The sequence below is a fragment of the Paenibacillus sp. ALE3 genome (assembly GCF_054113405.1).
The window spans coordinates 5671683-5696250 of the sequence record NZ_CM134214.1 but is presented as its reverse complement, the minus strand read 5'-3'; the positions used below and the strand labels follow the sequence as shown (position 1 = coordinate 5696250).

Below are 24568 nucleotides of genomic sequence, written 5' to 3'. Positions count from 1 at the left end.
ACACATTTGTACACAGTTGGGTTTAGTAACGTTTGGGAGCAGCCTGCTTGGCCAAATCCGCCATATACGTAAAGAAAGCTTCCGGGTCTGTATCATATACCAGATTCACAGGGCGTCCATCCGCCTGTTCCACCGTTCTGCCCTGACTTGGGCCTTCTGCAATAACGCTGCAATGCACCGTCTTTTTCTTGACAATGTCCGGGCGTCCTACGGATGCAGTGGTCAGTACATCCCACAGGTAGTAGGTAGAGTTCGTCTCGCTGTACACGAGCGGAGGACATCCAGCGTAGCAATTGCCCAGGAAATCAACGCCTTCATAACGGCGCTCGGCAGCCCAACGATTGCGTACGGCTGGAGTTAACGGCACTTTGCTTGTGCTTTCCAGCGCCACCAGATCAATCGTGATGCCGCTTTGCCACACCCGATAGGCCGCTTCCGGGTCCCAGAACACATTCCACTCTGCGGTACCGTCATGCTCCGGCTCCTCCACATTCCCTTTTTCAAAGGTGCCGCCCATCCATACCAGCTTTTCAATCATGGCTTCAATATCCGGTGCTTCATCCAGCGCCCGTGCCAGATCGGTTAGCGGTCCAGTGAATAGCAACAGCGTTTTACCTTCAGCTCCGCGTACCTTTTCGATCAGATGCTGATGAGCTGGCAGAGATGAAAGCGGCGCTTCCATTCGTCCCGATTCATTCAGCACAGGTAATGCATCTACATAGAATGAATGTAAACGCCAAGCGGCAGGGAACGGATTTTTACCGCGTGAATTAGACTTGGCGACTTCAACAGGCCCTTTATTTTGTCCAAAACGATCAATAATTTTTCGGCTGGCATCCGTCGCCGGCTCCAGGTAACCATCTGCTGGAATAACCGATACTCCGGTCAAATGAACTTGCTCCATCTGAAGCAGCATAAACAGGGATACTAAATCATCCACGCCACCATCATGATTAAAATAAACGTTTGTCTGACTCATCTGTCTCTTCCTTCCTTTATCCCCGTAAAACAGGCTTGTTCTTATCAGCAACCATCCTTCATTATGCCTGATCGCTTCACAGGAGTAAATGTGCGATAGCGTCTGAATGAGGGATTTTTTTGTTTGCTCCGTGCTTAATCAAGGTAGAAATGTGTGTAATAACAGGGTAGAATCATGGGTCCTAATCGGAAGCGTAGGAAGGAGAGATGCATATGACAGCCCGAACAATAGAAGAGTTGGAGCAGATCCGCAAAGAGTGCAAATCCATGGTAACGAGAAGGGCTGCAGCTTCGGGAGGAGCTGTATTGGTCCCGATTCCGGGGGCTGACGTTCTTGCTGATGTCGGCATTTTGATGCAGCTGCTGCCTGCCATTAATGAAAAATTCGGATTATCTGAGCAGCAGCTAGATGGTCTGGATGCAGAAACCAAGTCGATGGTGTATGGCTTTATCACTTCAATTGGCAGCAAGCTGATCGGGCGACTCATCACCCGAGAAGCCATCGTGAAGATTTTGCAGAAAATGGGCATTCGCATCGCCACCAAGCAGGTTAGCAAGTTTGTCCCTCTACTGGGGCAAGGACTAGCCGCAGCGATTGGCTTTACTGCGATGCGGACCATTGGCAATCGGCATATCGATGAGTGCTACGAAGTGGCTAAACGCCTGCTGGAGCAGCAAACTGCCGCAGATACGGCACGCAACTGGACGGTACCACAGCAACCTCTAGATCCTGTAGGTGTCGATAAGTTACCAAATCAGAATCCAGAAGCAGCGATTCCGCTACTGCCAGCATCCCATAAAGATTAATCTTTCAGATTTAGTATTCCTCCAATTCTCCAGCACGGGGTAACACAGGTCGAGACAGCTCCTGTATCTCCGTGCTTTTAACCATCTATCTTGGCACCATAAGAGCGGGCCACTGCTACTGCCAGTTCGATATCCAACTTGGCTCCGGTAATGTCCAGATCTTTAAAATTCACGCCATCCATCTTCGCACCGCGCAGGTCGGTTCCTTGAAGGTGGGCTTTGTGCAGCCTTACCCGGGTAAGATCCGCCTCGCGCAAATCTGCCTTTTCCAGATGGCATTCGGATAAATCAGCTTCCTTGAAGCGTATTTTTCGCAAATCCTGTTTTCTTAAATCTGCATGACGTAAGTTCGTATAAGACCAGTCTCCGCCCGTAATCGTGATCCCATCCATATTTGCCCCTGCAAAGTCTGAGCCTACCAGCTTACAGTTATCAAACCGGACTACAAACAGATTCGCGCTGGTGAATAGACAATTGGTAAAAGCGGACTCCTTGTAGTGAGATGCATTCAGAATGGCTCCGGTAAAATCACAGTCCACAAAAGTACAGTCTTCCACAAGGGACTCATTCATCTCCACACCCCGAAAGCGACATCGGGTAAACTCGCAATTTCTCCACTCGCCTTCTCTGGCATCCATTGAGCCAAAATCACGGCCTTCATAGACCTCATCTGTATAAAAGAACATGTTCTCTCTCCTATTCCTTATTCCCGACATCAAGGATTCAGCTTTTCGGCAACGACCGCTCAAAACCGCCTTTCATTTTCCCCAGTAAACCCTTCATCATCTTATGATCCTGTGGCGTAAACTCAGACATGCATGACCGAATCAGCTTCGTATAATAAGGAACTATTTTGCTTAACAGTTCTCGTCCTGCCTCTTTTAATCCGACAGTCACCATCCGTCCGTCACTCTCGTGAGCCACACGTTCTATCATTCCATCTCGCTCCAAACCGTCGATCAGTCCTGTCATGGTCCCACGCGTGACATCCGCTTTTTCCGCTAACTCCGATGGTGTCATGCGATGCGGCGCATGGCAATGCAACAAGCTAAGAACGATAATCCGACCCTGAGAAGCCCCCAGTTTGGTCAAATCTGTATCCATTTCTCTGAAAATACCATTAGCCAAGCGCGCAAATGTCACAAATGTCTCTATATTATCTACTTCGGCATCCTCATGTCCAAAGCTACGCAGCACCCCGCGTATGGAATCATTATGAAAATTAAAATTCATAGTCCATCCATTCCTTCCTTAATCCCGCTTGTTCCGTCAAACGGTAGCTTTTCCACTCATCTGGCAGCAAAGAGGCATATGGCTCCTTGGCAAAACGATCATCTACCAGGACCAGCAGCCCCTCGTCATGCTCTGTGCGAATAAGTCTGCCACCTGCCTGAAGAACCTTGTTCATCCCCGGATATACATACGCATAGTTGAAACCATTTCGTCCCTGTTCCGAAAAATAATCCCGCAGCACATCCCGCTCCGCTCCAATTTGCGGCAAGCCGACGCCGACGACCACTACCCCGTTCAAGCGATCCCCAGGTAAATCGACACCTTCAGCAAAGACACCACCTAGTACGGCAAAGCCGAGCAGGGTGCGCTCTTGCCCAGGTTGGAAGGCCTCTAGGAACCGATCACGCTCCGGTTCGGTCATACCCGGACTTTGTACCAATGTATCTGCAGACACGTCCTGAAGCATGAACTCCTCGTATACCTCTCGCAGATACGGATAAGACGGAAAAAACACGAGGATGTTCCCTTTCCGCTCCGCAACCAATCCAGCCAGCATATCCGCAATCGCCCCTTTAGAACGCTCACGATCCCGATAACGGATGGAGAGCGGCAGCAGACGTACATCCCATTGCTCCTGATGGAAAGGGGAAGGGACCTGTAACGTATAGTCTTCCTCGCTTGCTCCAAGCATGTCCCGGTAATAAGCAAGCGGTGTCAACGTCGCCGAAAAATAAATAGTCGAGCGGTAGTTCTTTACAGCCTGTCCCAGCAAGTGCGAAGGATCGAGGCAGAACAGTTTGATCCTCACCTCACTGCGCCCTGCTTCAATATAAGTAACGTAACGTTCATCGTATAAAGCAGCGATTCGCAGCATATTTTGAGCGGTAAAATACGTATCCAAAAGCAATGCGTAGGCCGTACTTTCACTGCTTGCGCGGCTTGTACTGCTCCCTGTCACCAGTTCACGTTCAGCGGCCTCCACAAAAGGCACCAACAGCTCCAGCACCTCTTGCGGTGCTGCTGTTTCCACTGCTTTTCCTGTATCTGCATGCAGCTTGCGCAGCGTAATCATATGTGCGTTCACTGCACTCGCAGTCGTAGCAACCTCCGGGCTTAGCAACTTAAATTCTCTTTTCAGTTCCAAAAAAGAAGATTTCAGGATTTCCGCCGAAAACATGTCCCGACCGCGTTCCACCAGATTATGCGCCTCATCCACCAGCACAACACCTTTTCGCTTGTGCTCTTCCAGCAATCTCTTCAAAGAAATCCGTGGATCAAAAACATAATTATAATCACTGATTATACCATCCGAGGCATACGCCACATCTAGCGAAAATTCAAAGGGACATACCTTATGCTTGCGCGCATAATGCTCAATCACCGCCCGCGTCATTAACGTCTCATTCGCCAAAATATCGGATACTGCACCGTTGATCCGGTCGTAATAGCCCTCGCACATGCTGCATGATCCAGCATCACAATCATGTTCATCCTTAAAGCAAATTTTATCCTTCGCCGTCAACGTTACCACATGCATGTGCAGCCCTTGAGCCTTCATTCGGGCATAAGCTTCTTCAGCTGCTGCCCGAGTGGTGGTACGAGCCGTTACATAATATACTCGCCTAGCCAGTCCTTCGCCGATCGCCTTAATCGCAGGAAATAAGGTGGATACCGTTTTACCGATACCTGTGGGTGCTTTGGCAAACAGGTTAACCCCTTCGGCAATCGTCTTGTACACCGAACCCGCTAGAGTTCGCTGACCTGAACGATATGTGTCAAAAGGAAAGTCCAATATAGCAATACTGGCATCCCTCTTCTCCGCATGTGCTCTCAGGAGGAATGCATACGGTGCATAACCAGCAATCATCTCCTGAGCGAAAGCTTCCAGTTCTGCAAAAGATAGCATCCGTCTGAAGCGGCGAATGTCTTCACTGTGTGCTTGTACATAAGTAAGTTGAATCTGCACGGAATGATGCTGCTCCTCACGAGCAATCATATAGGCATACAGAAATGCTTGTGCCCAGTGCACGGGTTGGCCGTCCCCCTGAATATCTTCGAGGGGCTGAGAGATCGACTTAATTTCATCAACCGTCCATACGCCATCCAGCTCAATCAGTCCGTCACAGCGGCCTTCGATGATAAACAATTTGCCCTCATATGAAATTTCTGTACGTAAATGTACCTCTTTGCGTTCATGCTCCTTGTAACCCTTTTGGATAACCTGATGCACGCGAGTTCCTTCCTGCATACTGCTATTCGAACGAAAGCCGCTCTGAATGCTGCCACTTCGATGTACATATTCCACAAGTGGACGCACCGAAATGTGAATTGGTTCCTTCATACGATCACCCGTTCCGGTCATAGTCCTTACACTGTACCACGTAGATCAACGAAACGTAAGGGACATAAGCATCGTTTGTGGTCGATTGGTATTCATTCAGATCTACTTTTTACCGAAATATAGAAACGAGGCCTTTTACTTTATTCCCAACGATACTACAACTCACATTACAGCATAAAGGACAGGGACATGTTAAAAGAATTAATTAACAATTTTGCGTTATTAACAAGCTTCTTATTCTTTGGAAATTTATTATCCCGGAAATATGAACGTTACCTGACAAACCACGCACTCATTCATCAGGTAATGAACGGTTTAATGCTGGGCCTGTTTGGCATTCTGTTAATGATGACCGGTTTATGGATCCATGGGCATTTTGTGGTGGATCTGCGCCAATTGGCGATTATCATATCTGTTTATATGGGAGGATCGGTATCCGGACTACTGACCACCCTGATCATAAGTCTGTACCGTATTTACATCACAGGTGGTTGGACAGATGTTTCTCTGACTGCTACTGTCAATTGCTTCATGACATTAGTCGTTTCACTTATCTTTATTCGAGAAAAAAAGCTAACACTCAGCAAATGGATGTCAGCTGTGCTTGGAGCTGTCGTTGTGTCGCTGTTATCTACTTTCTTTGTAGCTAATCCTCCCAATTCGGAATCTATTATAATAATCACAACCGTGAAGATGCTTGGCGGCTTGTTCACTTATTTTATGATGTCTCATATCAAAAAAACAGAACGGGCTATTCATCTGCTGGAAGAAGCTGCGAACCGCGATCATTTAACCGGGTTATACAGTCCGCGTGCTTTTGATGCACTGTTCGAAGAGGTACTTCATGCTTCCAAGACTACAAAAAAACCCTTTGGACTTGTGATGCTAGATATTGACCACTTTAAAAAAATTAATGATACGTATGGCCATTTGAACGGAGACGCCGTCTTAAGCCAACTGGGGATTTTGTTAAATCGGGAATCTACAACGAGAGCATACCCCTCCCGTAAAGGCGGAGAGGAATTCGCAATTCTACTCGGAGATTGTGATACCGAAAAGGCGGCAAGCTTTGCCGAGAAGATTCGAAAAGCTGTGGAAAATGAATGTTTTCTCTTGAATGACGGAACCATAATCTCCTTAACCGTATCCATCGGAGCAGGCAGCTCTCCTGCTATTGTATCGAGACGTTTATTGGAAAAGGCAGACGAAGCGTTATATGAAGCTAAACGATCAGGACGCAATCGGGTAGAGTTGGCAAAATCATAATTACTAGTCGCTAAATGTCAGGAAAGCTGGATTAATGTTAATAAAAAGTGGTAAAATGGAAATAACATCGTTATCAAAAAAACTGCTGCCGCTAGTGGAGACATGCCTTACAATCGACATGGGGGGTGGGCTTTGTGAACCTCGAACAATTGGAAAAACTCATGGAAAAAGAACGCCGTGAACTGAATCGCATGGCTGACTTACACGGATTAAGAGATGAACGTGTATTGGACAAATCCTCCAGGCTTGACCGTATTATGGACAAGTACCTTCACACCAAGCGCGCAATAAACCAAACACACTCATAGAAGCAAGCTACTTCGCTGCCCCTCAGGGCAGCTTTTTTATGATGTAAGCCACATCCATCCTTCTCACCGACGACTTCCGCCATATTCTGTCCGCAACAATCGCTGTGTGAAAGATATCCACTCTCTGGCAGCAAAGGACAGATACCGATCGTTCCGCCAGATCATCCCCAAATGCCAAGGAATGACAGGATCGACCAATGGAAGAATACGCAAGCGTTCGGAATCCAAATCCCGGCATATCGCCTCCGGCAATAACGCTACTCCTAGGTTGGCAGCAACCATTTCGCTGATCAAATCCCATTGAGAGCTTTCATAGACTACACGCGGCTGAAAGCCAGCACGAACACATTCGGCAATGATACGGTCGTGTAGCGTAAAATCCTCACGGAACAGCACAAACGCCTCCTCTGCTAACGCAGATAGCGGCACCTCCTTGCAGTCGGCCAATGCATGCGTGGGATGAACGAGCAAATTCAGCTTTTCCTCCACAAATAGAAATGTCTCAAACATATCTCCAACCGGAGGCAGCACAATCACCCCGATATCCAGTGCCCCAGCTTCTACGTCCTGCTCCACTTTCTTCGCTCCATCCTCGAACAATTGAATGGTCACATCGGGAAAGGCCTTGTGGAACTCTCCAATGACACGCGGAAAAAAGCTCGATCCGACCATAGGAGGCAGACCAATGCGGATATGTCCTTTTTTCAGGTTCATCAAATCACTCAGCTCCGAGGACAGGCTCTGAAAGGACTTCACAATCGCTTGTGCTTGAAGCTCAATGATCTTGCCCGCATCCGTCAGTTCGATTCTTTTGCCAATACGATCGAACAAAGTAACTCCCAGTTCTTCTTCCAGGCTTTTAATCGTCTTACTAATCGTCGGCTGAGTAATAAACATGCTCTGTGCTGCCTTCGTAAAGCTGCGTAACCGCGCGACTTCCAGAAAATATTGCAAATGTCGGATATCCAAAGCTACACCTTCTTCCATAGACAAACGGAATAGACTTCATTCTTTATATGCATTTTACTCATGAAAGCTTGTGATGTAAAATTTCATTACAGTTTGAAAATAACGGATCTCAAAGATAGGAGACTTTATATATGAAAAGCTTCATACGCGGTGTCCTTCAGATCGCCGTCCTGATGGCCTTTTCGCTCATCCTGAACGCGGTGGTCTCCTGGCTCCACCTGCCTATACCCGGTAGTATCGTCGGTATGCTAATTCTCTTTATTCTGCTGCAAACCCGTGTGGTCCGACTAAGCTGGATCGAGGTTGGCGCAAACTGGTTGCTGGCCGAGTTGCTATTATTCTTTATTCCCTCCGCTGTTGGCGTTATGAATTATTGGCCGATGCTGGAACACGATGGCATGAGCATTATGCTGGTCGTGCTGCTCGGCACCTTTCTGGTGATGGCCTGCACAGGTATGATCGCCAGTCTGCTTGGTAAACGAAAGGAGCATAAATCATCATGACCGGTCTTCTATGTATTGTATTAACACTTGCTATTTACTGGATGGCCAAACGCATGTACCGCACATTGCCCAAGGTGTATTTGTCCCCATTGCTCATTACACCTGTGGTTATCATTTTGATTTTGACGCTGACGGGTGTGAACTACCGTTCTTATAATTCAGGCGCTCATTTTCTATCCATGCTGCTACAGCCAGCTACGATTGCATTTGCTGTCCCTTTGTACCGATATTTCCCTGTGTTAAAAAAACACGCGGCCCAAATCGTGCTTAGCGTGTTATCTGGATCTGTCGTAGCCGTGCTGTCCTCCATGGCGCTCGCCAAGTGGATGCACCTGGACTCCTCGCTGCTGAGCAGCCTGATTCCTCGCTCGATTACGACACCTATTGCGATGAATGTATCGCAAACGATTGGCGGTAACCCGACAGTCACGGCGGTATTCGTTATTCTGACCGGATTGAGCGGTCTTATTATCGGCCCGATGATCGTCAAACTGTTCCGTATCGAAAATGAAGTTTCACGCGGGGTATTGCTCGGTACCGGTGCTCATGGTACGGGTACTTCCAAAGCATTCGAATTCAGTTCGCTGACAGGCACGATTTCCAGCATCTCGATGGTGCTCGCCGCTCTCTTTACCTTGGCGGCTGCGCCCTTCCTGTTCCACTTGATGCTGTAAGCCATCTGTATACAAAGAAGCAGCGATTCTCTTATGAATAGAGAATCGCTGCTTTTGTTTTGTAGGCCCCTTTTTCGCTGAAAGCAGTGATGCGAACGAAACAATTGTAGAGAAGCGGAGCGGTCAAGGATACACATCCCTCACACTGTATCAGATGACTTTAATGGCGCCGGGTTCGGCTTCTATCTCTACAGGTGTCACAGCTTCATACAGGTAAGCATTCAGCTCAGTCGTATATTGTCGTTCTTGCTCGGCGCTCCAGCCTGCATGCTCGGACATCCATGCAATGACAGCCTGTTTCCAGCGCTTCACCTCGTCAATTTGGAAGAACAATGCTCCAGTGCGACGTATGAAAAAATCAGACGGTGTCACGGCCATTTCCTGTTCCATCGCGTACAGAAGCGGAACACGCACTTCCACAGGTAGCGTCGCTTCCGTCTCGGTGGCGTTCTTCATGCTCTGTGTCGCTATAGCAAACAGTCGCTCCACATTTGAACCATAGCGAACAGCCCATGCTCTGGCGGTCTCTGGCGGCAGACCGAGCGCAGCGCCCGCTATGGCTTGCTTGCTCACGAAAGTGTCCCAACCCGCCGAGCCGCCTACACTGCCACCCGAAATTGGGATATGCCTTGTGCGGCATGCCCGAAAGCTCTGCCCATGCAAGCGGCCTAATTCCCGTACCGCACGATCCACGACGAGTTCGGACATTTTCCGGTAACCTGTCAGCTTGCCGCCTGCAATCGTGATCAGACCTGAACGGGATTCCCAAATTTCGTCCTTACGTGAGATTTCTGAAGGGCTTTTACCGTCTTCATAAATGAGCGGCCGTACCCCTGCCCAACTGGATTCCACGTCTGTAACCGTCAGCTTCACATCCGGGAACATCCCGTTGATCGCTTGAAGCACATACGCCCGGTCTTCGGCGGTCATCCGGGGATGCGCCGTATCCCCCTCATACACCGTATCGGTTGTACCTGCATAGGTTTTGCCGTCACGCGGGATCGCGAATACCATGCGTCCATCCGGTGTATCGAAGTACACTGCCTGTTGAAGCGGGAAGCGCCCAGCATCGAATACCAGGTGGATACCCTTCGTCAGGCGAAGCACCTTACCCTCTTTGGAGCGATCCATTTCCCGCAACGTATCTACCCATGGTCCGGCAGCGTTAATGACCAGCGAAGCCCTGATTTCGTATGACTTTCCCGTTACCCGATCGGTTACACTAGCGCCGCTTATTCGTCCGCTGTCATACAGCAGCTTGTCAGCCTTGGCATAGTTCACGGCCAGCGCCCCTCGTGTAACGGCTTCCTTCATCACCTCAATCGTTAGGCGAGCATCGTCTGTGCGGTACTCCACATAACTACCGCTTCCCTTTAGCCCTTCCCTCTTCAGCAAAGGCTCGCGCTCCAGCGTAGCCTGGATGTCCAGCATGCGGCGGCGCTCACTACGCTTCACGCCAGCGAGGAAATCATACACCAATAGCCCGATAGAAGTGGTGAAAGCATTAAATGTGCCACCTTGGTGAAAAGGAAGCAGCATACGCTCCGGAATGGTCACATGAGGACCATTTTCGAATACGATGGCTCGTTCCTTCCCGACCTCGGCTACCATTTTAACCTCAAATTGCTTCAAATAACGAAGACCACCATGCACTAGCTTGGTAGAACGACTGGATGTACCTGCTGCAAAATCCTGCATTTCCACCAGAGCCGTTTTCAAACCACGATCCGCTGCGTCCAGTGCAATTCCCGCCCCTGTAATGCCGCCGCCAATAATTAAAATATCAAAATGCTCACTCCCCATACGCTCCAAAACGGCCGTTCTCTCCTGTGCAGCAAATCCCTGTTCTCCCATCATCTATCCCTCCAACTTTGTACATGTCTGCTATCAATCTGACACCGAATCATCAAAGGTACAAAAAAAGACCACGAACATCGCTGCGGCGGATGCCGAGCGGTTCATGGTCTCTCCAAGTCTCCTGACGAGTATTAACTTATCTATATCGTAGCATACACAGTACACGATGAAAAGGGGAATCTGCCTGCATTTACAGCAGGTCGTTCCCCGCGCCAAGCCAAAGGTCGCGCTCCTTGCTATTATGTAGGTAGCCCACTGGATTCAAAAAAAGCTATCGCTTATAGTGCTCAAACAGTTGTTTATTGGAGGTCGTAACTGCTGCAGCTCCTGCTGCCAACGCCGCTTCCACATCCTCAGGGGTACGAATAAGTCCGCCAGCCAAAATAGGAATACCCGTACGTTCACTGACCTCCGCAATCATCGGCGGCACAACACCGGGCAGCACCTCAATATAATCGGGGCGCGTTTTTTCCACCAGTGCGTAGCTTTTTTCCAGCGCAATCGTATCCAGCAGGAACACTCGCTGTACAGCAAGAATCCCCTTTTTTTTAGCAGTTGCAATCACCCCGGAACGGGTCGAGATAATCCCAAATGGCTTAATTTCCTGACACAAATACTCAGCGGCATACTCGTCATTCTTCAAACCTTGCACCAGGTCGGCATGCAGAAGCATCTGCTTATTGCGGCTCCTTGCCATCTGATATAGGTTGCGCAACTGCGCTACATGCGTATCCAGAAAAACAGCATACTCATAAGAGCTGTCCAAAATATCCTCCAACTGCTTCATGTGCTTAGCTGCAGGTAAAATGCGTTGTCCCTGAAATGGCATGGATATCCCCCTTAGGCCGAAGTCGGTCAAACTCGTTCAAATTTTATATTATCACTCTGTTCGACGAACGTGAAGCGGTCTCTTATTTATAAACCGCGAACTCCCCATATGCCAATTGTGCGCTCGACTACTCCCACCTCTTTTACTTCCCTACCACAAAAACATTGAGATATTGCGTTCTTTTTTGTACTTTTTGATCATCCATATATCTATTACTTTTTCAAAAAATTCGCATAGATTGATATTAATCTTTCAAAGAATGGAGTGAATAGAATGGGTTTTTATGTTCGTAACAGTACGTCTAACCCTATTTCAGTTGCTGTTGGATATTATGATTCTGGTTGTAGTCCTATCACCTATGCTAAGAGAGGCTGGTACCGTATAGAACCCGGTAGACGCGCATTTCTTGTAGCTGGGTCAGCCGCAAACCAAACGTTTTATGTCTACGGACATGACAGTTTCGGTAATTGGTGGGGTGGTGATTTCTACACAGATGTTCCTAGAGAGGCTTTCACAAGATGCTGGATAGCAGGTTGCCAAGGCCAGGGCTGTAGAAATGTGGGGTTCGATGAGATCAATGTTGGCAATTTCGAAAACTACACACTAAACCTTGTAGATAGTACCCAAGGTGCATCTAAGTCAAGACGTACTCTAGTAGCGAAAAAAAGAAAAACCAATTTTAAATTAGGGAAGTTCAGCTTTATAAAAACACCTGGAAAAGTAGGTAAACTAGGCAAGACTAGAAAACCACTATATGGTAAACGCAAATAGAATGATATAAACAGAACCAAAAGAAGCCTCCCAGCCATGAGCTGGGAGGTGCTTCCTTACATACTAACTGTGTATTCCTTCACTCGTCTATAAAACTAGCCCTCAAACCCTTGGCGCAGCCACGAGGTAGCAAGCGTGATCGCACCGCGCTTGGCCGCGGTTTCCGACAATGGGTTCAGCATCACGAAGTCGTGTATGATGCCCTGAAAGCGCGCAGCGGTTACATCTACCCCAGCTTCACGCAACTTGTTCGCATAGGCCTCCCCTTCATCACGCAACACATCGGCCTCGCCTGTAATAACCAGCGCACGCGGTAGCCCTTTGAGCTGGTCAGTGGTAGCACGTAACGGAGACGCCGTGATCTGCGCTCGCTCGTTAGGATCTGTCGTATATTGATCCCAGAACCATTGCATCCCTTCGCGGCTCAGGAAATATCCTGTGGCGAACTCATGGTACGACTCCGTATCAAAAGAAGCGTCCGTCACTGGATAGAACAGCAACTGCTGCCGAATGGTAGGACCACTGCGTTCTTTGGCCAGCAGAGTTACAGCTGCAGTCATGTTACCACCGACACTATCTCCGGCGATCGTCAGCGTATCGGGCTTCAGCCCATGCTCGCGCCCATGCTGTGCCACCCATTGAACGACCGCGTAAATTTCCTCAATCGCCGTCGGATATTTGGCTTCAGGCGACAAGCTGTATTCCGGGAATACAACGGCTGCCTGTGAGCCTACCGCCAGTTCACGAATCAGACGGTCATGCGTATGAGCATTACCGAATACCCAGCCTGCTCCGTGGATATATACAATGACCGGGAGATCGCCTGTCGCCTGTTGTGGACGAACAATTTTGACCTTCACCTCACCGCCAGGGCCACCTGGAATCGACAGGTCCTCCAGGTCTGCGGCAGGTTTATCTGCTGGACCGGATTGAACTTCATTGACCGTTTCACGTCCTTTTTCAGGACCCAAATCATACAGAAACGGAGGCTTGGCATTATCGTCTGCAAATTTTTGCGCTGCGGGCTCCAGCTGTACTTTTTTACTCATATCGTTTCACTCTTCCTTTCTGTTCTGCGGTCTCCATGCATTCAATATGGTTTACATTTACTTATCCAGTATCATCTTATATTTAAACGAGTTCCTCTCTTTCCAATCGGAGGACTCTATCTTGCCCAACAGAAGAGCTTGACTTTTAATTTGTATTGTAACTATAATAGTTACATATTAGAGTTCAAGTATGAACATCATGCAACGCATGAATCAAGCAATTAAATCATCCAAATCATTCTTTAGGAGGCTATTCTATTATGAAAATTGCAGTTATTGGTGCAGGCGGTAAAGCAGGAAGTAATATCGTAAAAGAAGCATTAGACAGAGGGCATGAAGTAGCCGCCATCGTGCGTGACCCAGCTAAAGTAACGGACAATCGTGCTGCTGTAGTACAAAAAGACGTTTTTGACCTGAAAACAGATGATCTGAAGGGTTTTGACGTCGTTGTTAATGCTTTTGCCGCTCCGTTTGGACAAGAGCATCTGCATGTAGATGCAGGTAATGTATTGATTGAGGCTCTCCGCCATGTATCCGGTACTCGCCTGATTGTTGTAGGTGGTGCAGGCAGCTTGTTTACGGATGAATCCCAGACACTCTTGGTAAAGGATACTCCTGACTTCCCTGATTTTGTATATCCAACAGCTCATAACCAGGGGAAAAACCTTGAAATTCTACGCGGTACCAGTGACCTAAACTGGACTTTCATTAGTCCTTCTGCAGAATTTGCTCTCGGCAAACGTACAGGCTCTTACCAAGTGGGCAAAGACACCCTGCTGGTTAATTCCAAAGGTGCAAGCTATGTCAGCTATGAAGATTATGCTGTTGCCGTAGTAGACGAAATTGAAAAACCACAACATCTGAATCAACGCTTCACTGTCGTATCCGAGTCCTAATTCTGCAGCTGAACCGAACATTCCAACATAAAAAGACCCTTCGGTCACTTTCCATCCTGCTTGGAAAATGAACCAGAAGGGTCTTATTGTATGTCTAGTCTGTCCAACCTCTTACTTCTCAATCTGGCTTACAGTCTTGCTATCACTAAAACAAAGCTTAAGAATTGGAGGTGCAGCCAACGTCGTCAAAATAACGGCAATGATAACTGAGGTAAAATACTGCTGTGCCAGCAGACCCGTTTGCAACCCGGTGGCTGCGATAATAAGGGCAACTTCGCCACGAGATATCATGCCAGAACCAATCGCAAGCGAGGAACGGGTATTAAAACCTGTCAGCCGCGCGCCGATGCCTCCTCCGACTAACTTCGTCACCAGCGCTATCAGTGTCAAAACAACAACAAACCCAAGCTGCTGCCCCACTCCCTCAAAAGATACATTTAAGCCAGTGCTGACAAAAAATACAGGAACAAAGATGGAATAAGCGATGGGCTCTACCTTTTCTTCTACGACATGCTTAAAACTTGTTTGCGAAATGGCAATCCCGGCAGCAAAAGCTCCGATAATACCCGCCATACCCATCAAATCTGCAAAATATGCAAAACCGAAGCAAATAACCATAGCAGCAGTAATCACAGCTTCTGTCACTTTGAGGGGGGCAAGTATTTTCATAATCCATGGAACAACGAACCAGCCACCCAGAATAGCCCCCACGAAGAAGATCAGCTTCTTGCCAACAAGAAGTCCCAGCGAGGTTTGCCCACCCATGCCGAATATACTCATCACTACCGCAAGCAGCACTACGACAAGCACATCATCCAGTACGGCTGCACCTAAAATGGTCGAGCCTTCTCGAGTATTCAGCTTGTTCATATCCTTGAGCACCTGCACTGTAATGCTTACGGAAGTAGCGCTCAAGACAATCCCCAAAAACCATCCTTCATGTACTGAAAATCCAAAGGCTTCACCGACTGCAAAACCACAGAGCAACGGCAAAATAATCCCCCCGACCGCCACTGCTACCGCAGGCTTCCAGTTGCGCCGAAGCTGATCCAGATCCGTCTCCAGCCCGGCAATGAACATCAACAGCAACACGCCGATTTCAGACATATCATGAATCAGAGAATCATTTTGCACCCATCCCAAAACTGCCGGGCCCAGTACGATACCAGCGATCAGCTTCCCCAATACCGCTGGTTGACCGAGCTTAACCGATAGATGACCGGCTACTTTTGTAAACAACAGAATCAACAGAAGATACAATATAAATTGCATAGGTTAATAACCTCCTTTTATTTAATCCTTGACCTCATTTGCGCATCATCTACAACATTAAAGAAAACGGATAATCATAAAATGCAGAACAATCGTCCAAAATATGTGTCTGACCTTAAACAGACCAACAACTCGCAAAATAAAAAGGGAAACCCAACATACAGCACAGGTTCCCCTAAAAAGACATAAAGGAGCCTTGGTGACAGGCTCCTCCGGTAATTCATATATTCATTTGATGTTGTCGGTTATCCTTGCGCAAACAAGTAACTTTATCTTTTAATTATATCTCTTCTGCAAACCCGTGTAAACGTATTAAATTAATTTTCTGCTTGTTTCACATATCTGTCGCGATATTCATGCTGCAGCATACTCATCAAAATCGAATCATGGTATTGATGATTGTAAAATAAAGCATCCCGCTGCACACCTTCACGCTTAAAGCCTACTTTTTCATAGCAGCGGATGGCCTTTTCATTAAAATCAAATACATTCAGCTCAATCCGATGCAGGTTACAAATGCCGAACCCATAGTCCAGCATTAACACAAGCGCTTCGGTGCCGTAGCCTTTGCCTTGATCGCCCTGCTCATTGATCGCAATACGGATGTTGGCGCTGCGATTCAGGCTATCCATATCCTGTAATGCAATATCGCCGATGACACGATCATCCTCCTGAAGTGCAATGAGAAGCAGCAAGCTTGAGGAATCCTGCCCTTTACCTTCAATGTAACGGGCAATTTGCTCTTTGGTAAAGCTTCGCTGTGTGCCCGTCAGTCTCCGCACTTCCTGATGGAACAATGTATTATAGTATAGCTCGGTGTCCTCCACGTTAATGGGGCGCAAGTACACCCGCAAGCCTTCAAGTAGTCGTGCCACTGGCGTTGTAATTGAAGAATTTTGAGTCAACATGATCTCTCCTATGCTAAAAATATAAATTGCTAGAATGGAAGCAAACGATTACGCTAGATCAACATTTTGTTCAGTAGAAGGGGTAGGATTAGCGAGAGACTCGCGCCAAATTACGGATTGAAGCAGTAGTCCTGCCAAACCTAGGATTCCTACAGTCATCCCGATCCAGACAAAAGCCGTCCCCGCCCCTGCTATTCGGATCAATACTCCCCCAGCAAGCGGTGAAATGACCATGATCGCTCCAATCACGGTACTTTGGATACCAAAGACACGCCCCACCATATCAGCAGGGGTTTTGGCTTGTAATATGTAATTCTGGGTGATAATGTACAGGCCATTCCCCACACCTAGCATAGCCCCGATCGTAAGCAGAACAGGGAGTCCTGTCCCGGGTTGCGCCCAGCCCAAAGCGGCAATAGCTCCGCCAACCAGCACATACCCTCCACCGAGCCCCCAGCCTGCGCTTATACGATTCAAGCGATTAAGCACAAGCATGCAGCCGACGGCGCCAGCACCTATAGCTGAAACCAGCCAACCGAGCAGCGATTCGTTGCCCGGAGCGAGCACTCGCAGCAATGTAGGGAACTGGTAGTCGATCATAAGAATGGCGATCAAACCGAACAGGCCGAATATGAGCGTATGCAAAAGCATTCGACTGCGCCAGAGGAACGCCCAACCCTCCCGCCACTGGCTGAAAAAACGGGATGCGTGAGCAGGCCCTCCCTGCATCTTGGCATCATCTGCCTCATCCGCTGTAAGCGATGCCGACTTCCTTAGCTGCGCGTCAGCACCAGCAACCGCTTGCTGGTCTGTGCTGGCCAGCGCCGGACCGATGCCACGCAGCGGCCAGAGCAGCAGGCCGGAGCAGAGACGCAGCAATGCATTGAGAATAATGCATGCCTGGGGGGACAACACAGTCAAGGTCATAGCGCCCAGTAATGGCCCCGCCACTTTGGAGGCCTGATTGACCAGCCCATTCAGCGACGTCGCCCGAAACAGGTCGTCGCTGGCGACTACCGTGCGGGTCAAGCCTTGCTGTGAAGGCATTTGAAATACGCCAGCCGCCGCGCGCAAACCAAGCAAAGGCAACAGCCACGCCGGACCTGGGACGGCGAGAATCGCCAGCGTCAATAAGGCGATAGCTGCATCGCAGATGATCATCAGTCGGGCCTTATGCACCCGATCGGCTAACGTGCCTGCAATGGAACCGAGTAGTAGACCCGGTAGTGCCATGACTACCGGAATCAGCGCAATCAGCATGGGATCGGCTTCCCAGTGGTAAGCAACAAGCACCTGAATGGCGATAGCATCAAACCAATCGCCAAAGGAAGCAGCCGTATGGGCCGCAAACATCCGCCGAAAACGACTGTTACGCCAAATGCCGGGCGTGGATTGCAATTCTTTATTTTCCTTCATTTCTACTCACCCTGCTCTCATTTTCTGCTTCTTTAGCAATAAGAACATTCTAGCGGGCCTATATCAGAGGAAAATCAGACAGCTAAAAAAAAGTCAGGCCCCAGAAAGGATCTGCTCCAGCCAGCGTCTTAGCGCCGGACGATGCAATGTTAAATTATTGTCCCGATCAAGCCGATTATATTGAGCCGCGTATTTCTCTTCCAACATGGGATAAGAGCCGCAGAGCTTCAAAAAACCGCGAATTTGGCAAACCGCCTTGATTTTTAGCAGTTCCTGTTTCGCCATATCAAGGGTAACTAGCCCCTCATCCATGAGCCGCTCGGCGTTGTCCACATCTCCAGTACGCAGCAGCATAAGTCCGCGCATCATGCGATAACGACCCAGTTCACGCAAATACGGAGCTTTCGACAGCATGCCTTCCAGACGATCAGAAAGTTCAGCAGCCTTTTCCATGTGATTGGCAACCAGATGCATGTACATCTCCATGAGCGCAACCGGCATCACAAATTTATCGAGATCATCCCGCTCCATTACCATTAAGGTCAGTGGTAGACCTTCCTGTGCACGTTCAGGTTGTCCATTTTCCACATAAGCCTCCAGGATATTGAGGATGCGTAATTCGCGCTCTTGGTCACTGGACAGCAATCCACTGACAAGCGCACGCTCACATAGAGCAAGCCCCTCATCCGTTACCCCTGCTGTGCCCGTATATAGCAGCAGCATCCAATACAAACGGTCCGCGGGTGCAAAATCCTCCTGCTTCAAGAACCAAGCCACATCTGCCTGTACAAAACGGGTATACATTTGATAAAAGGAGGACATTTGAAAACCCATCTGCTCCTGCTGGGCAGCCAGTGCTACGATGGAATTTCCCTGTCCCAACAGCTGGTATTTGCGGAATAGTCCATGTACGGCGTCTTGCACCTCCTGATCGTGCAAGGACGGATGGTTCTGTTGCTGCACGTCAGTCAGGGTCAAGCTGTAGCCATACCCTCTAACCGTATGAATACGAAGTTCAGTCCATGCCTTAAGTTTTTTGCGCAATCTGTAGATATGATCATCCACGGTACGCTCCACTGGATATTCCAGCGGCCACACACGATCCAGCAGTTGTTCCCGGGTGAACACCTGATTCCGGTTATCGTATAGGAAGCGCAGCAACGCAAACTCTTTAGCCAACAACATAACACGATCTGCATTATAGACCACGCTATAGCCATCTGCATCAAATTGCAGCCTGATCATCCACCTCGCCTCCGACATATCGTTTCTTGGCTGCACCCAGGCCTATAAACATAAGCAGCACACTCAGGCACAAGAGTAAAAGCAGCGGAATTGTCCAGCCCTGTGTCGCATCATGCAAATAACCGAATAGTGTCGGTCCTGTCGCTGCCAGCAAATAACCAAAGGATTGCGCCATACCTGACAGTTCTGCGGCCTGCTGCGGTGTCCGGGTCCGCAAATTAAAGAACATCATGACTAGCGGGAAAGCAAAACCACCTGCTATTCCAATACAAATAACCCAAACTACACTCCACTGTGTAGCCCCGAGCAGAAATCCACCCAGACCGATAAAATAGAGCACTGCCATAATCAGAACCAATAGCCGCTGATCCTTCACTCGCGCCGCCCAAATAGGAACAATAAAAGTAAATGGCATTTGTGAAAATTGCAGCACAGACAGCATCCATCCCGCAGTCTCTGAATCCATTCCCTGTCCGCTCATCATTTCGGGAAACCAGGCAGCAGGAACATAGAAGAGGGCAGATTGCAGCCCCATGAACAGCGTCACCTTCCATGCCAAAGACGATTTATACACATTCACTGTTCGGGCAGACACCGCTGCTTGATTAGCCGTTCGGCGCACCTTAAGAAGCTGGGGCACCCAGAGTAAAATACCTACGACGCCAATAATCGCCCAAATCCCTAAAGCACCGCGCCAGCCCATTCCTCCATTCAGAGCCAGCGGTATACTCAGACCGGATGCTGTTGCAGCGACCACATTCATGGATACGGAATATACGCCGGTCATCAGTCCGCTGTTGCGGGGGAACTCCTCTTTGATTAGGCTGGGCAGCAAAACATTGCATACAGCAATAGCCAGTCCCAGCATCGCAGTCCCGACAAATAATGCAGTCACTCCTAGCGTCGAGCGCACCACAATACCTGCGGTCAACAGCAGCAAGGCTGCAAAAATAATAAAGGAAGACCCGAAGCGGCGCGACAGTTGGGCTACAAAAGGCGACAACAGCGCAAAAGCAAGCAGCGGTAATGTCGTTAACAGACCACTTAGTGTATTTGAAATATGCAAAGAATCCTTAATCAAACCGATAAGGGGTCCTACCGAAGTAATAGCGGCGCGCAAATTGGCACCTACCAGGATGATCCCTACGGCTAGCACCCAAGGACCTGCATGCCACAAAGATTTGTATACCAAAGCTCGTTGGTGTTGCTGTGAACTCATCTCTCCATTCTCCAATCCATTCTGTATTATGCTCAAAGGCTCCAACCAAGTGTAACGGCTGGAGCCTAGGCAATTTTTATCTCATTAAATTATAAAGGCATTCGTGTCATATGCATAGGACAGATCGACACAGCGTCCTCAATCTCAAGTTCAGCTTACCGCTTCATCAAACAAATAAAAGCTGCCTGAAAGGATGATTTCCTTTTGAGGCAGCTTTCAGTTCATCACTTCGATGTGAGTAGCGCTGCTTAACGTACCAGCCAGCCGCCATCCACCGCCAAGATATGGCCGTTCATGTAGTCCGAACCCTGACTGGCGAGGAAAACAACAACTCCCATCAGATCAGACGGATCACCCCAACGACCAGCAGGAATACGCGACAATATTTCTTGATTGCGATTTTCATCCGCACGAATTGGAGCTGTGTTCGCCGTAGCAATATAACCAGGGGCAATCGCATTAATCTGAACGTTATGAACCGCCAGCTCGTTTGCAAATGCCTTGGTCAAGCCAGCCACTGCATGCTTACTTGCTGTATACGGCGGAACGAACTTGCCGCCTTGGAAAGCAAGCATAGAAGCAACATTGATAATCTTTCCGCTTTTTTGCTCTACCATTATCTTCGCCACTTCCTGGCTCAAATGGTATACAGCATTCAGATTGATTTCCATAACAGCGTCCCAATCTTCATCTTTATAATCCAGCAAAGGAGCGCGGCGGATCGTACCCGCATTATTAACAAGGATATCAATTTTGCCAAATTCCTTGACGCACTCTTCTACAAGTTTTTTAATGGATGCTTTTTCAGTCAGGTCAGCCTGGTAAAAGGCAAACTTTACACCCGTTGGCTCCAGCAGAAGTCTTGTTTCTTCATAATCATCATTGTTAGCTACAATGAACAGGTTTGCGCCTGCTTTGGCTAAAGCCACGGAATATCCTTGACCTAATCCACTGTTGCCCCCTGTTACAATCGCCGTTTTACCTTTTAGACTGAAAAAATCCAACGAAAAATTGTCCAGACCCATGCCTACGCCTCCATCACAAATTAGTATAAAAACCTATATTTCCTGAAGCCTACAACGCTGCACGTACTTCTTTATATTTAGCTACATAACGCGCTGCATTTTCTGTGATCAAGTCGTAGCGACCTTCCTTGGCTGGAGCCGTTAAATTGCCTCCAATTCCCACAGCCACACATCCGTTACGCAGCCAGGTTTCCATATTATCCAGATCAACGCCACCCGTTGGCATAATCTGCACGTGAGGCATTGGTCCTCTCACGGCCTTAACAAAGTCCGCCCCCATCGTATTGCCTGGGAACAACTTCACGACATCACTGCCCAATTTCATGGCTTCCTTGATCTCATTCAGCGTCATACAGCCAGGCATATAAGGAATCGCGTACAAATTGCATAGCTTCGCTGTTTCTTCTTCAAAAGAAGGACTCACAACAAATTCTGCTCCGGCCAGAATAGCAATTCTCGCCGTCAGTGACTCCAGTACAGTTCCTGCACCAATAACGGCCCGGTCCTTAAATTCGTCTCTCAATCTTCGAATGACCTGATCCGCATCCGGTGTGGTAAACGTAAGCTCAATATTATCCAAGCCGCCTTCAATACAGGCTTTGGACATTTGATACGCTTCCTCCGCTGTGTTTCCCCGAATGACTGCGACAACACCAACCGAAGTGATATGTTCCAAAACTTTCTTTTTCGTCATGTTCCTGATCCTTTCCACGAATGGGATGACCATGGTTCCTCAGCCGCTTGCAGGTCTACGCTCCAATGCAATGACCGGATTAACGCAGCTCGCTCATGGCTACCTGATCCATGTCCTTGTATGTTTTATTTTCACCGGCCATGCCCCAAATGAAGGTATAGCTACCCGTAGCCGCACCGCAGTGGATAGACCAAGGTGGAGAAATAACGGCTTCATCATTTTTCATGACCAGATGGCGCGTTTCGTTCGGCTCACCCATCAGATGGAACATTCTGGCGTTCTCATCCAGCTCAAAGTAGAAATACACTTCCATGCGACGGTCATGAACATGTGTTGGCATAGAGTTCCACACACTGCCGTTCTCTAATGTGGTCATACCCATAACCAGTTGGCAACTTTGAATGCCTTCATCATGGATAAAGCGACGTAACGTGCGGTTATTGGCTGTTTCCTGCGAACCCAAACTTTCAGACGGCACATCGGCAAAAGACTGCTTCGTCGTCGGATACGTGGTATGAGCCAAGGCTGAAACGATATAGAACTTCGCAGGTTTTTCGCTGGAATCGCTTTCAAAGATCAACTCCTTGGCACCTTTACCTACGTAAAGACAGTCTTTTGTGGCCAGCTCGTAAGTTTCACCATCCACCTTGACCGTACCACTGCCGCCGACATTAAAAACACCCAGTTCACGGCGCTCCAGGAAAGTTTCCGCTTTGATTTGATCGTTACCTTCCAGTGCAACAGATTTATTCACGGGGTGAATGCCCCCGATAATGACACGATCTTCATGCGTATAGACCAGCTTTACTTTCTCAGGTACAAAAAGCTCCTGGATCAGATAGTGCTGACGCAACTCTTCAGTCGTAAAATGCTTGGCATGTTCGGGATGAGTTGAATAACGCATTTCCATAAAAACATTCCTCCTGTTTAGATAAACTTTTTTATCAACGGAATTGTTATAAAAGCGGTTTCTAACTCTACTTCTTAGCTAGAATTGTAATAATTATCTAAGAGGGTGTCAACCCAAAACTTCATTATTCCTAGAAAAAGCCTTAATATTCGCGAATTTTTACATACTTTTTACCTTTTGATAAACAAGAACATATTTTTTTATCTATATTACCCAAAAAGTTTTTAGCAAATATATCAACTTACTCATTGTGAAAAACCGATTTATGTGATAATTTCATTTTATTCAAGTGGTGCATACGCTTACAGATTTAGTTTACTAAACATAAGGAGGAATTCAAATGACCGCAACATTGGATGCTGTTACCTTCGGAGAACCCATGGCCATGTTTTACGCCAATGAAGCAGGCTCTCTGGATGAGGTGCGTTCATTCACCAAAGCGCTGGCCGGAGCGGAGACGAATGTTTCGGCCGGTTTGTCGCGTTTGGGACTACGAGCCGGACTCGTGACCAAACTCGGCGAGGATACGTTCGGCAAGTTCATTGCCGATGCACTGCGTCAGGAGAAGATTGACACCCAAAATGTCATGTTTACCAAAGACCACTCTACCGGGATGCTGATTAAATCCAAAGTTACCAGCGGCGATCCTGAGGTCGAATATTTTCGCAGGCATTCCGCCGCTTCCACACTGAGCATTGCTGATTTTAACGAAGCTTACTTTGCCGGGGCTCGCCACCTGCACTTTACAGGTATTTCTGTCGCACTTTCCCCTGAATGCCGCGACTTCGCCCGACATGCGAAGCAGTTTATGAAAAAGGCAGGCAAAACCGTATCCTTCGATCCCAACCTCAGACCCAAGTTATGGCCTGACACACAAACGATGGTGGAGGCGATTAACGAAGCGTCCGAGGGTTGCGACTGGCTGCTGCCAGGCATTCATGAAGGTAAAATACTAACAGGCTATACTTCGCCTGAAGATATCGCTTCGTTCTACCTCGATCGCGGCACCTCGCTGGTGATCATCAAGTTGGGAACCGAAGGCGCCTATTACAAATCCGCAGATGCAGAGGGATATGTCAAGCGTTTCCGCGTAGATCATGTCGTGGATACCGTCGGCGCAGGTGACGGCTTTGCCGCAGGTGTTATCAGCGCACTGCTGGAAGGATTACCCCTGGCTGAAGCAGTCAAGCGCGGTAATGCACTTGGTGCGCTGGCTGTCATGTCAGCCGGAGACATGGACGGCTATCCGACGCGAGCCGAATTGGAATCTTTTTTGCTCAGCGCCAGCACCAATTAGTTTGGGTTCATTCCCCGCATAACCTTTACCGCTATGAGCGCAAGCTCAACAAGGCCGAATCCTAAGTCAGCCTTAACTTCCAATAGCCCGTATTCGCATTT

General features: G+C 48.3%; 24 protein-coding genes. 8 read left to right on the top strand and 16 right to left on the bottom strand.

Annotated features, from left to right (window positions below):
* Positions 1–22: 22 nt before the first annotated feature.
* A complete protein-coding gene (locus ACXHJ2_RS25610; protein WP_165079829.1) occupies positions 23–979 on the bottom strand; it encodes a nucleoside hydrolase in 957 nt (318 codons plus the stop codon).
* A 212-nt stretch (positions 980–1191) separates the two neighbouring features.
* On the opposite strand from ACXHJ2_RS25610, the gene ACXHJ2_RS25605 reads away from it, so the two are divergent.
* Complete coding sequence (locus ACXHJ2_RS25605; RefSeq protein ID WP_025676764.1) at positions 1192–1785, top strand: hypothetical protein; 594 nt, start codon at positions 1192–1194, stop codon at positions 1783–1785.
* A 77-nt stretch (positions 1786–1862) separates the two neighbouring features.
* Here ACXHJ2_RS25605 and ACXHJ2_RS25600 read toward each other — a convergent pair whose 3' ends face one another.
* From ACXHJ2_RS25600 to ACXHJ2_RS25590, 3 genes are read right to left on the bottom strand one after another with little or no spacing between them, the layout of a single operon-like run.
* Positions 1863–2471, bottom strand: coding sequence for a pentapeptide repeat-containing protein (locus tag ACXHJ2_RS25600; RefSeq protein WP_025676762.1), 609 nt, complete (start codon positions 2469–2471; stop codon positions 1863–1865).
* Between the two features lie 37 nt (positions 2472–2508).
* On the bottom strand, positions 2509–3018 hold the full coding sequence (locus tag ACXHJ2_RS25595) for a MarR family winged helix-turn-helix transcriptional regulator (RefSeq protein WP_040102632.1): 510 nt from the start codon (positions 3016–3018) through the stop codon (positions 2509–2511).
* Positions 3008–5380, bottom strand: coding sequence for an ATP-dependent DNA helicase (locus tag ACXHJ2_RS25590; RefSeq protein WP_165079830.1), 2373 nt, complete (start codon positions 5378–5380; stop codon positions 3008–3010). Before ACXHJ2_RS25590 ends, ACXHJ2_RS25595 begins: the two co-directional genes overlap by 11 nt.
* Before the next feature lie 168 nt (positions 5381–5548).
* Between ACXHJ2_RS25590 and ACXHJ2_RS25585 the strand changes: the two genes are divergently transcribed.
* Positions 5549–6625, top strand: coding sequence for a diguanylate cyclase (locus ACXHJ2_RS25585; protein ID WP_165079831.1), 1077 nt, complete (start codon positions 5549–5551; stop codon positions 6623–6625).
* Positions 6626–6759: 134 nt separating this feature from the next.
* Positions 6760–6933 carry an aspartyl-phosphate phosphatase Spo0E family protein gene (locus ACXHJ2_RS25580; RefSeq protein WP_013373596.1) on the top strand — a complete coding sequence of 58 codons (174 nt, stop codon included), beginning with the start codon at positions 6760–6762 and terminating at the stop codon, positions 6931–6933.
* A gap of 63 nt (positions 6934–6996) precedes the next feature.
* Here ACXHJ2_RS25580 and cidR read toward each other — a convergent pair whose 3' ends face one another.
* A complete protein-coding gene (cidR, locus tag ACXHJ2_RS25575) occupies positions 6997–7902 on the bottom strand; it encodes a cidABC operon transcriptional activator CidR (RefSeq protein ID WP_342212792.1) in 906 nt (301 codons plus the stop codon).
* 131 nt (positions 7903–8033) lie between these two features.
* Here cidR and ACXHJ2_RS25570 point away from each other — a divergent pair, with 131 nt between their 5' ends.
* On the top strand, positions 8034–8405 hold the full coding sequence (locus tag ACXHJ2_RS25570; RefSeq protein WP_013373599.1) for a CidA/LrgA family protein: 372 nt from the start codon (positions 8034–8036) through the stop codon (positions 8403–8405).
* Positions 8402–9079: a CidB/LrgB family autolysis modulator gene (locus ACXHJ2_RS25565; protein ID WP_013373600.1), complete on the top strand. Its 678-nt coding sequence runs from the start codon at positions 8402–8404 to the stop codon at positions 9077–9079. The genes ACXHJ2_RS25570 and ACXHJ2_RS25565 overlap by 4 nt, the downstream gene beginning before the upstream one ends.
* 150 nt (positions 9080–9229) lie before the next feature.
* Here ACXHJ2_RS25565 and ACXHJ2_RS25560 read toward each other — a convergent pair whose 3' ends face one another.
* Together ACXHJ2_RS25560 and ACXHJ2_RS25555 are read right to left on the bottom strand one after the other, a co-directional pair.
* Positions 9230–10933, bottom strand: coding sequence for a glycerol-3-phosphate dehydrogenase/oxidase (locus ACXHJ2_RS25560; protein WP_165079904.1), 1704 nt, complete (start codon positions 10931–10933; stop codon positions 9230–9232).
* A 274-nt stretch (positions 10934–11207) separates the two neighbouring features.
* Positions 11208–11765, bottom strand: a complete 558-nt coding sequence (locus ACXHJ2_RS25555; RefSeq protein ID WP_019688909.1) for a glycerol-3-phosphate responsive antiterminator — start codon at positions 11763–11765, stop codon at positions 11208–11210.
* Positions 11766–12038: 273 nt separating this feature from the next.
* Between ACXHJ2_RS25555 and ACXHJ2_RS25550 the strand changes: the two genes are divergently transcribed.
* The gene (locus ACXHJ2_RS25550) at positions 12039–12536 is read left to right on the top strand and encodes a DUF1036 domain-containing protein (protein WP_165079833.1); all 498 of its coding nucleotides are present in this window, start codon (positions 12039–12041) and stop codon (positions 12534–12536) included.
* Positions 12537–12631: 95 nt separating this feature from the next.
* Here the strand turns inward: ACXHJ2_RS25550 and ACXHJ2_RS25545 are convergent, their stop codons facing one another.
* A complete protein-coding gene (locus ACXHJ2_RS25545) occupies positions 12632–13585 on the bottom strand; it encodes an alpha/beta hydrolase (RefSeq protein ID WP_165079834.1) in 954 nt (317 codons plus the stop codon).
* A gap of 260 nt (positions 13586–13845) precedes the next feature.
* Between ACXHJ2_RS25545 and ACXHJ2_RS25540 the strand changes: the two genes are divergently transcribed.
* Positions 13846–14481 (top strand): NAD(P)-dependent oxidoreductase, encoded by a 636-nt coding sequence (locus ACXHJ2_RS25540; protein ID WP_165079835.1) that lies wholly within the window; start codon positions 13846–13848, stop codon positions 14479–14481.
* Between the two features lie 111 nt (positions 14482–14592).
* On the opposite strand, the gene ACXHJ2_RS25535 is transcribed toward ACXHJ2_RS25540, so the two are convergent.
* The 8 genes from ACXHJ2_RS25535 to kduI all read right to left on the bottom strand — a co-directional run bounded on the left by ACXHJ2_RS25535 (position 14593) and on the right by kduI (position 23170).
* Positions 14593–15753 carry a cation:proton antiporter gene (locus ACXHJ2_RS25535; protein ID WP_165079836.1) on the bottom strand — a complete coding sequence of 387 codons (1161 nt, stop codon included), beginning with the start codon at positions 15751–15753 and terminating at the stop codon, positions 14593–14595.
* A 317-nt stretch (positions 15754–16070) separates the two neighbouring features.
* On the bottom strand, positions 16071–16661 hold the full coding sequence (locus ACXHJ2_RS25530) for a GNAT family N-acetyltransferase (RefSeq protein WP_165079837.1): 591 nt from the start codon (positions 16659–16661) through the stop codon (positions 16071–16073).
* 48 nt (positions 16662–16709) lie between these two features.
* Entirely contained in the window at positions 16710–18077 is a 1368-nt protein-coding gene (locus ACXHJ2_RS25525; protein WP_165079838.1) for an MFS transporter, read from the bottom strand.
* Between the two features lie 93 nt (positions 18078–18170).
* Positions 18171–19322, bottom strand: coding sequence for a winged helix-turn-helix domain-containing protein (locus tag ACXHJ2_RS25520; protein WP_129550187.1), 1152 nt, complete (start codon positions 19320–19322; stop codon positions 18171–18173).
* Positions 19303–20541, bottom strand: coding sequence for a CynX/NimT family MFS transporter (locus ACXHJ2_RS25515; protein WP_165079839.1), 1239 nt, complete (start codon positions 20539–20541; stop codon positions 19303–19305). Before ACXHJ2_RS25515 ends, ACXHJ2_RS25520 begins: the two co-directional genes overlap by 20 nt.
* A 248-nt stretch (positions 20542–20789) precedes the next feature.
* Positions 20790–21566, bottom strand: coding sequence for a 2-dehydro-3-deoxy-D-gluconate 5-dehydrogenase KduD (kduD, locus tag ACXHJ2_RS25510; protein ID WP_165079840.1), 777 nt, complete (start codon positions 21564–21566; stop codon positions 20790–20792).
* Positions 21567–21615: 49 nt separating this feature from the next.
* The gene (locus tag ACXHJ2_RS25505; RefSeq protein ID WP_013373614.1) at positions 21616–22260 is read right to left on the bottom strand and encodes a bifunctional 2-keto-4-hydroxyglutarate aldolase/2-keto-3-deoxy-6-phosphogluconate aldolase; all 645 of its coding nucleotides are present in this window, start codon (positions 22258–22260) and stop codon (positions 21616–21618) included.
* Between the two features lie 79 nt (positions 22261–22339).
* On the bottom strand, positions 22340–23170 hold the full coding sequence (kduI, locus tag ACXHJ2_RS25500) for a 5-dehydro-4-deoxy-D-glucuronate isomerase (RefSeq protein ID WP_165079841.1): 831 nt from the start codon (positions 23168–23170) through the stop codon (positions 22340–22342).
* Between the two features lie 340 nt (positions 23171–23510).
* Between kduI and ACXHJ2_RS25495 the strand changes: the two genes are divergently transcribed.
* Positions 23511–24467 carry a sugar kinase gene (locus ACXHJ2_RS25495; protein ID WP_013373616.1) on the top strand — a complete coding sequence of 319 codons (957 nt, stop codon included), beginning with the start codon at positions 23511–23513 and terminating at the stop codon, positions 24465–24467.
* Positions 24468–24568 lie beyond the last annotated feature (101 nt).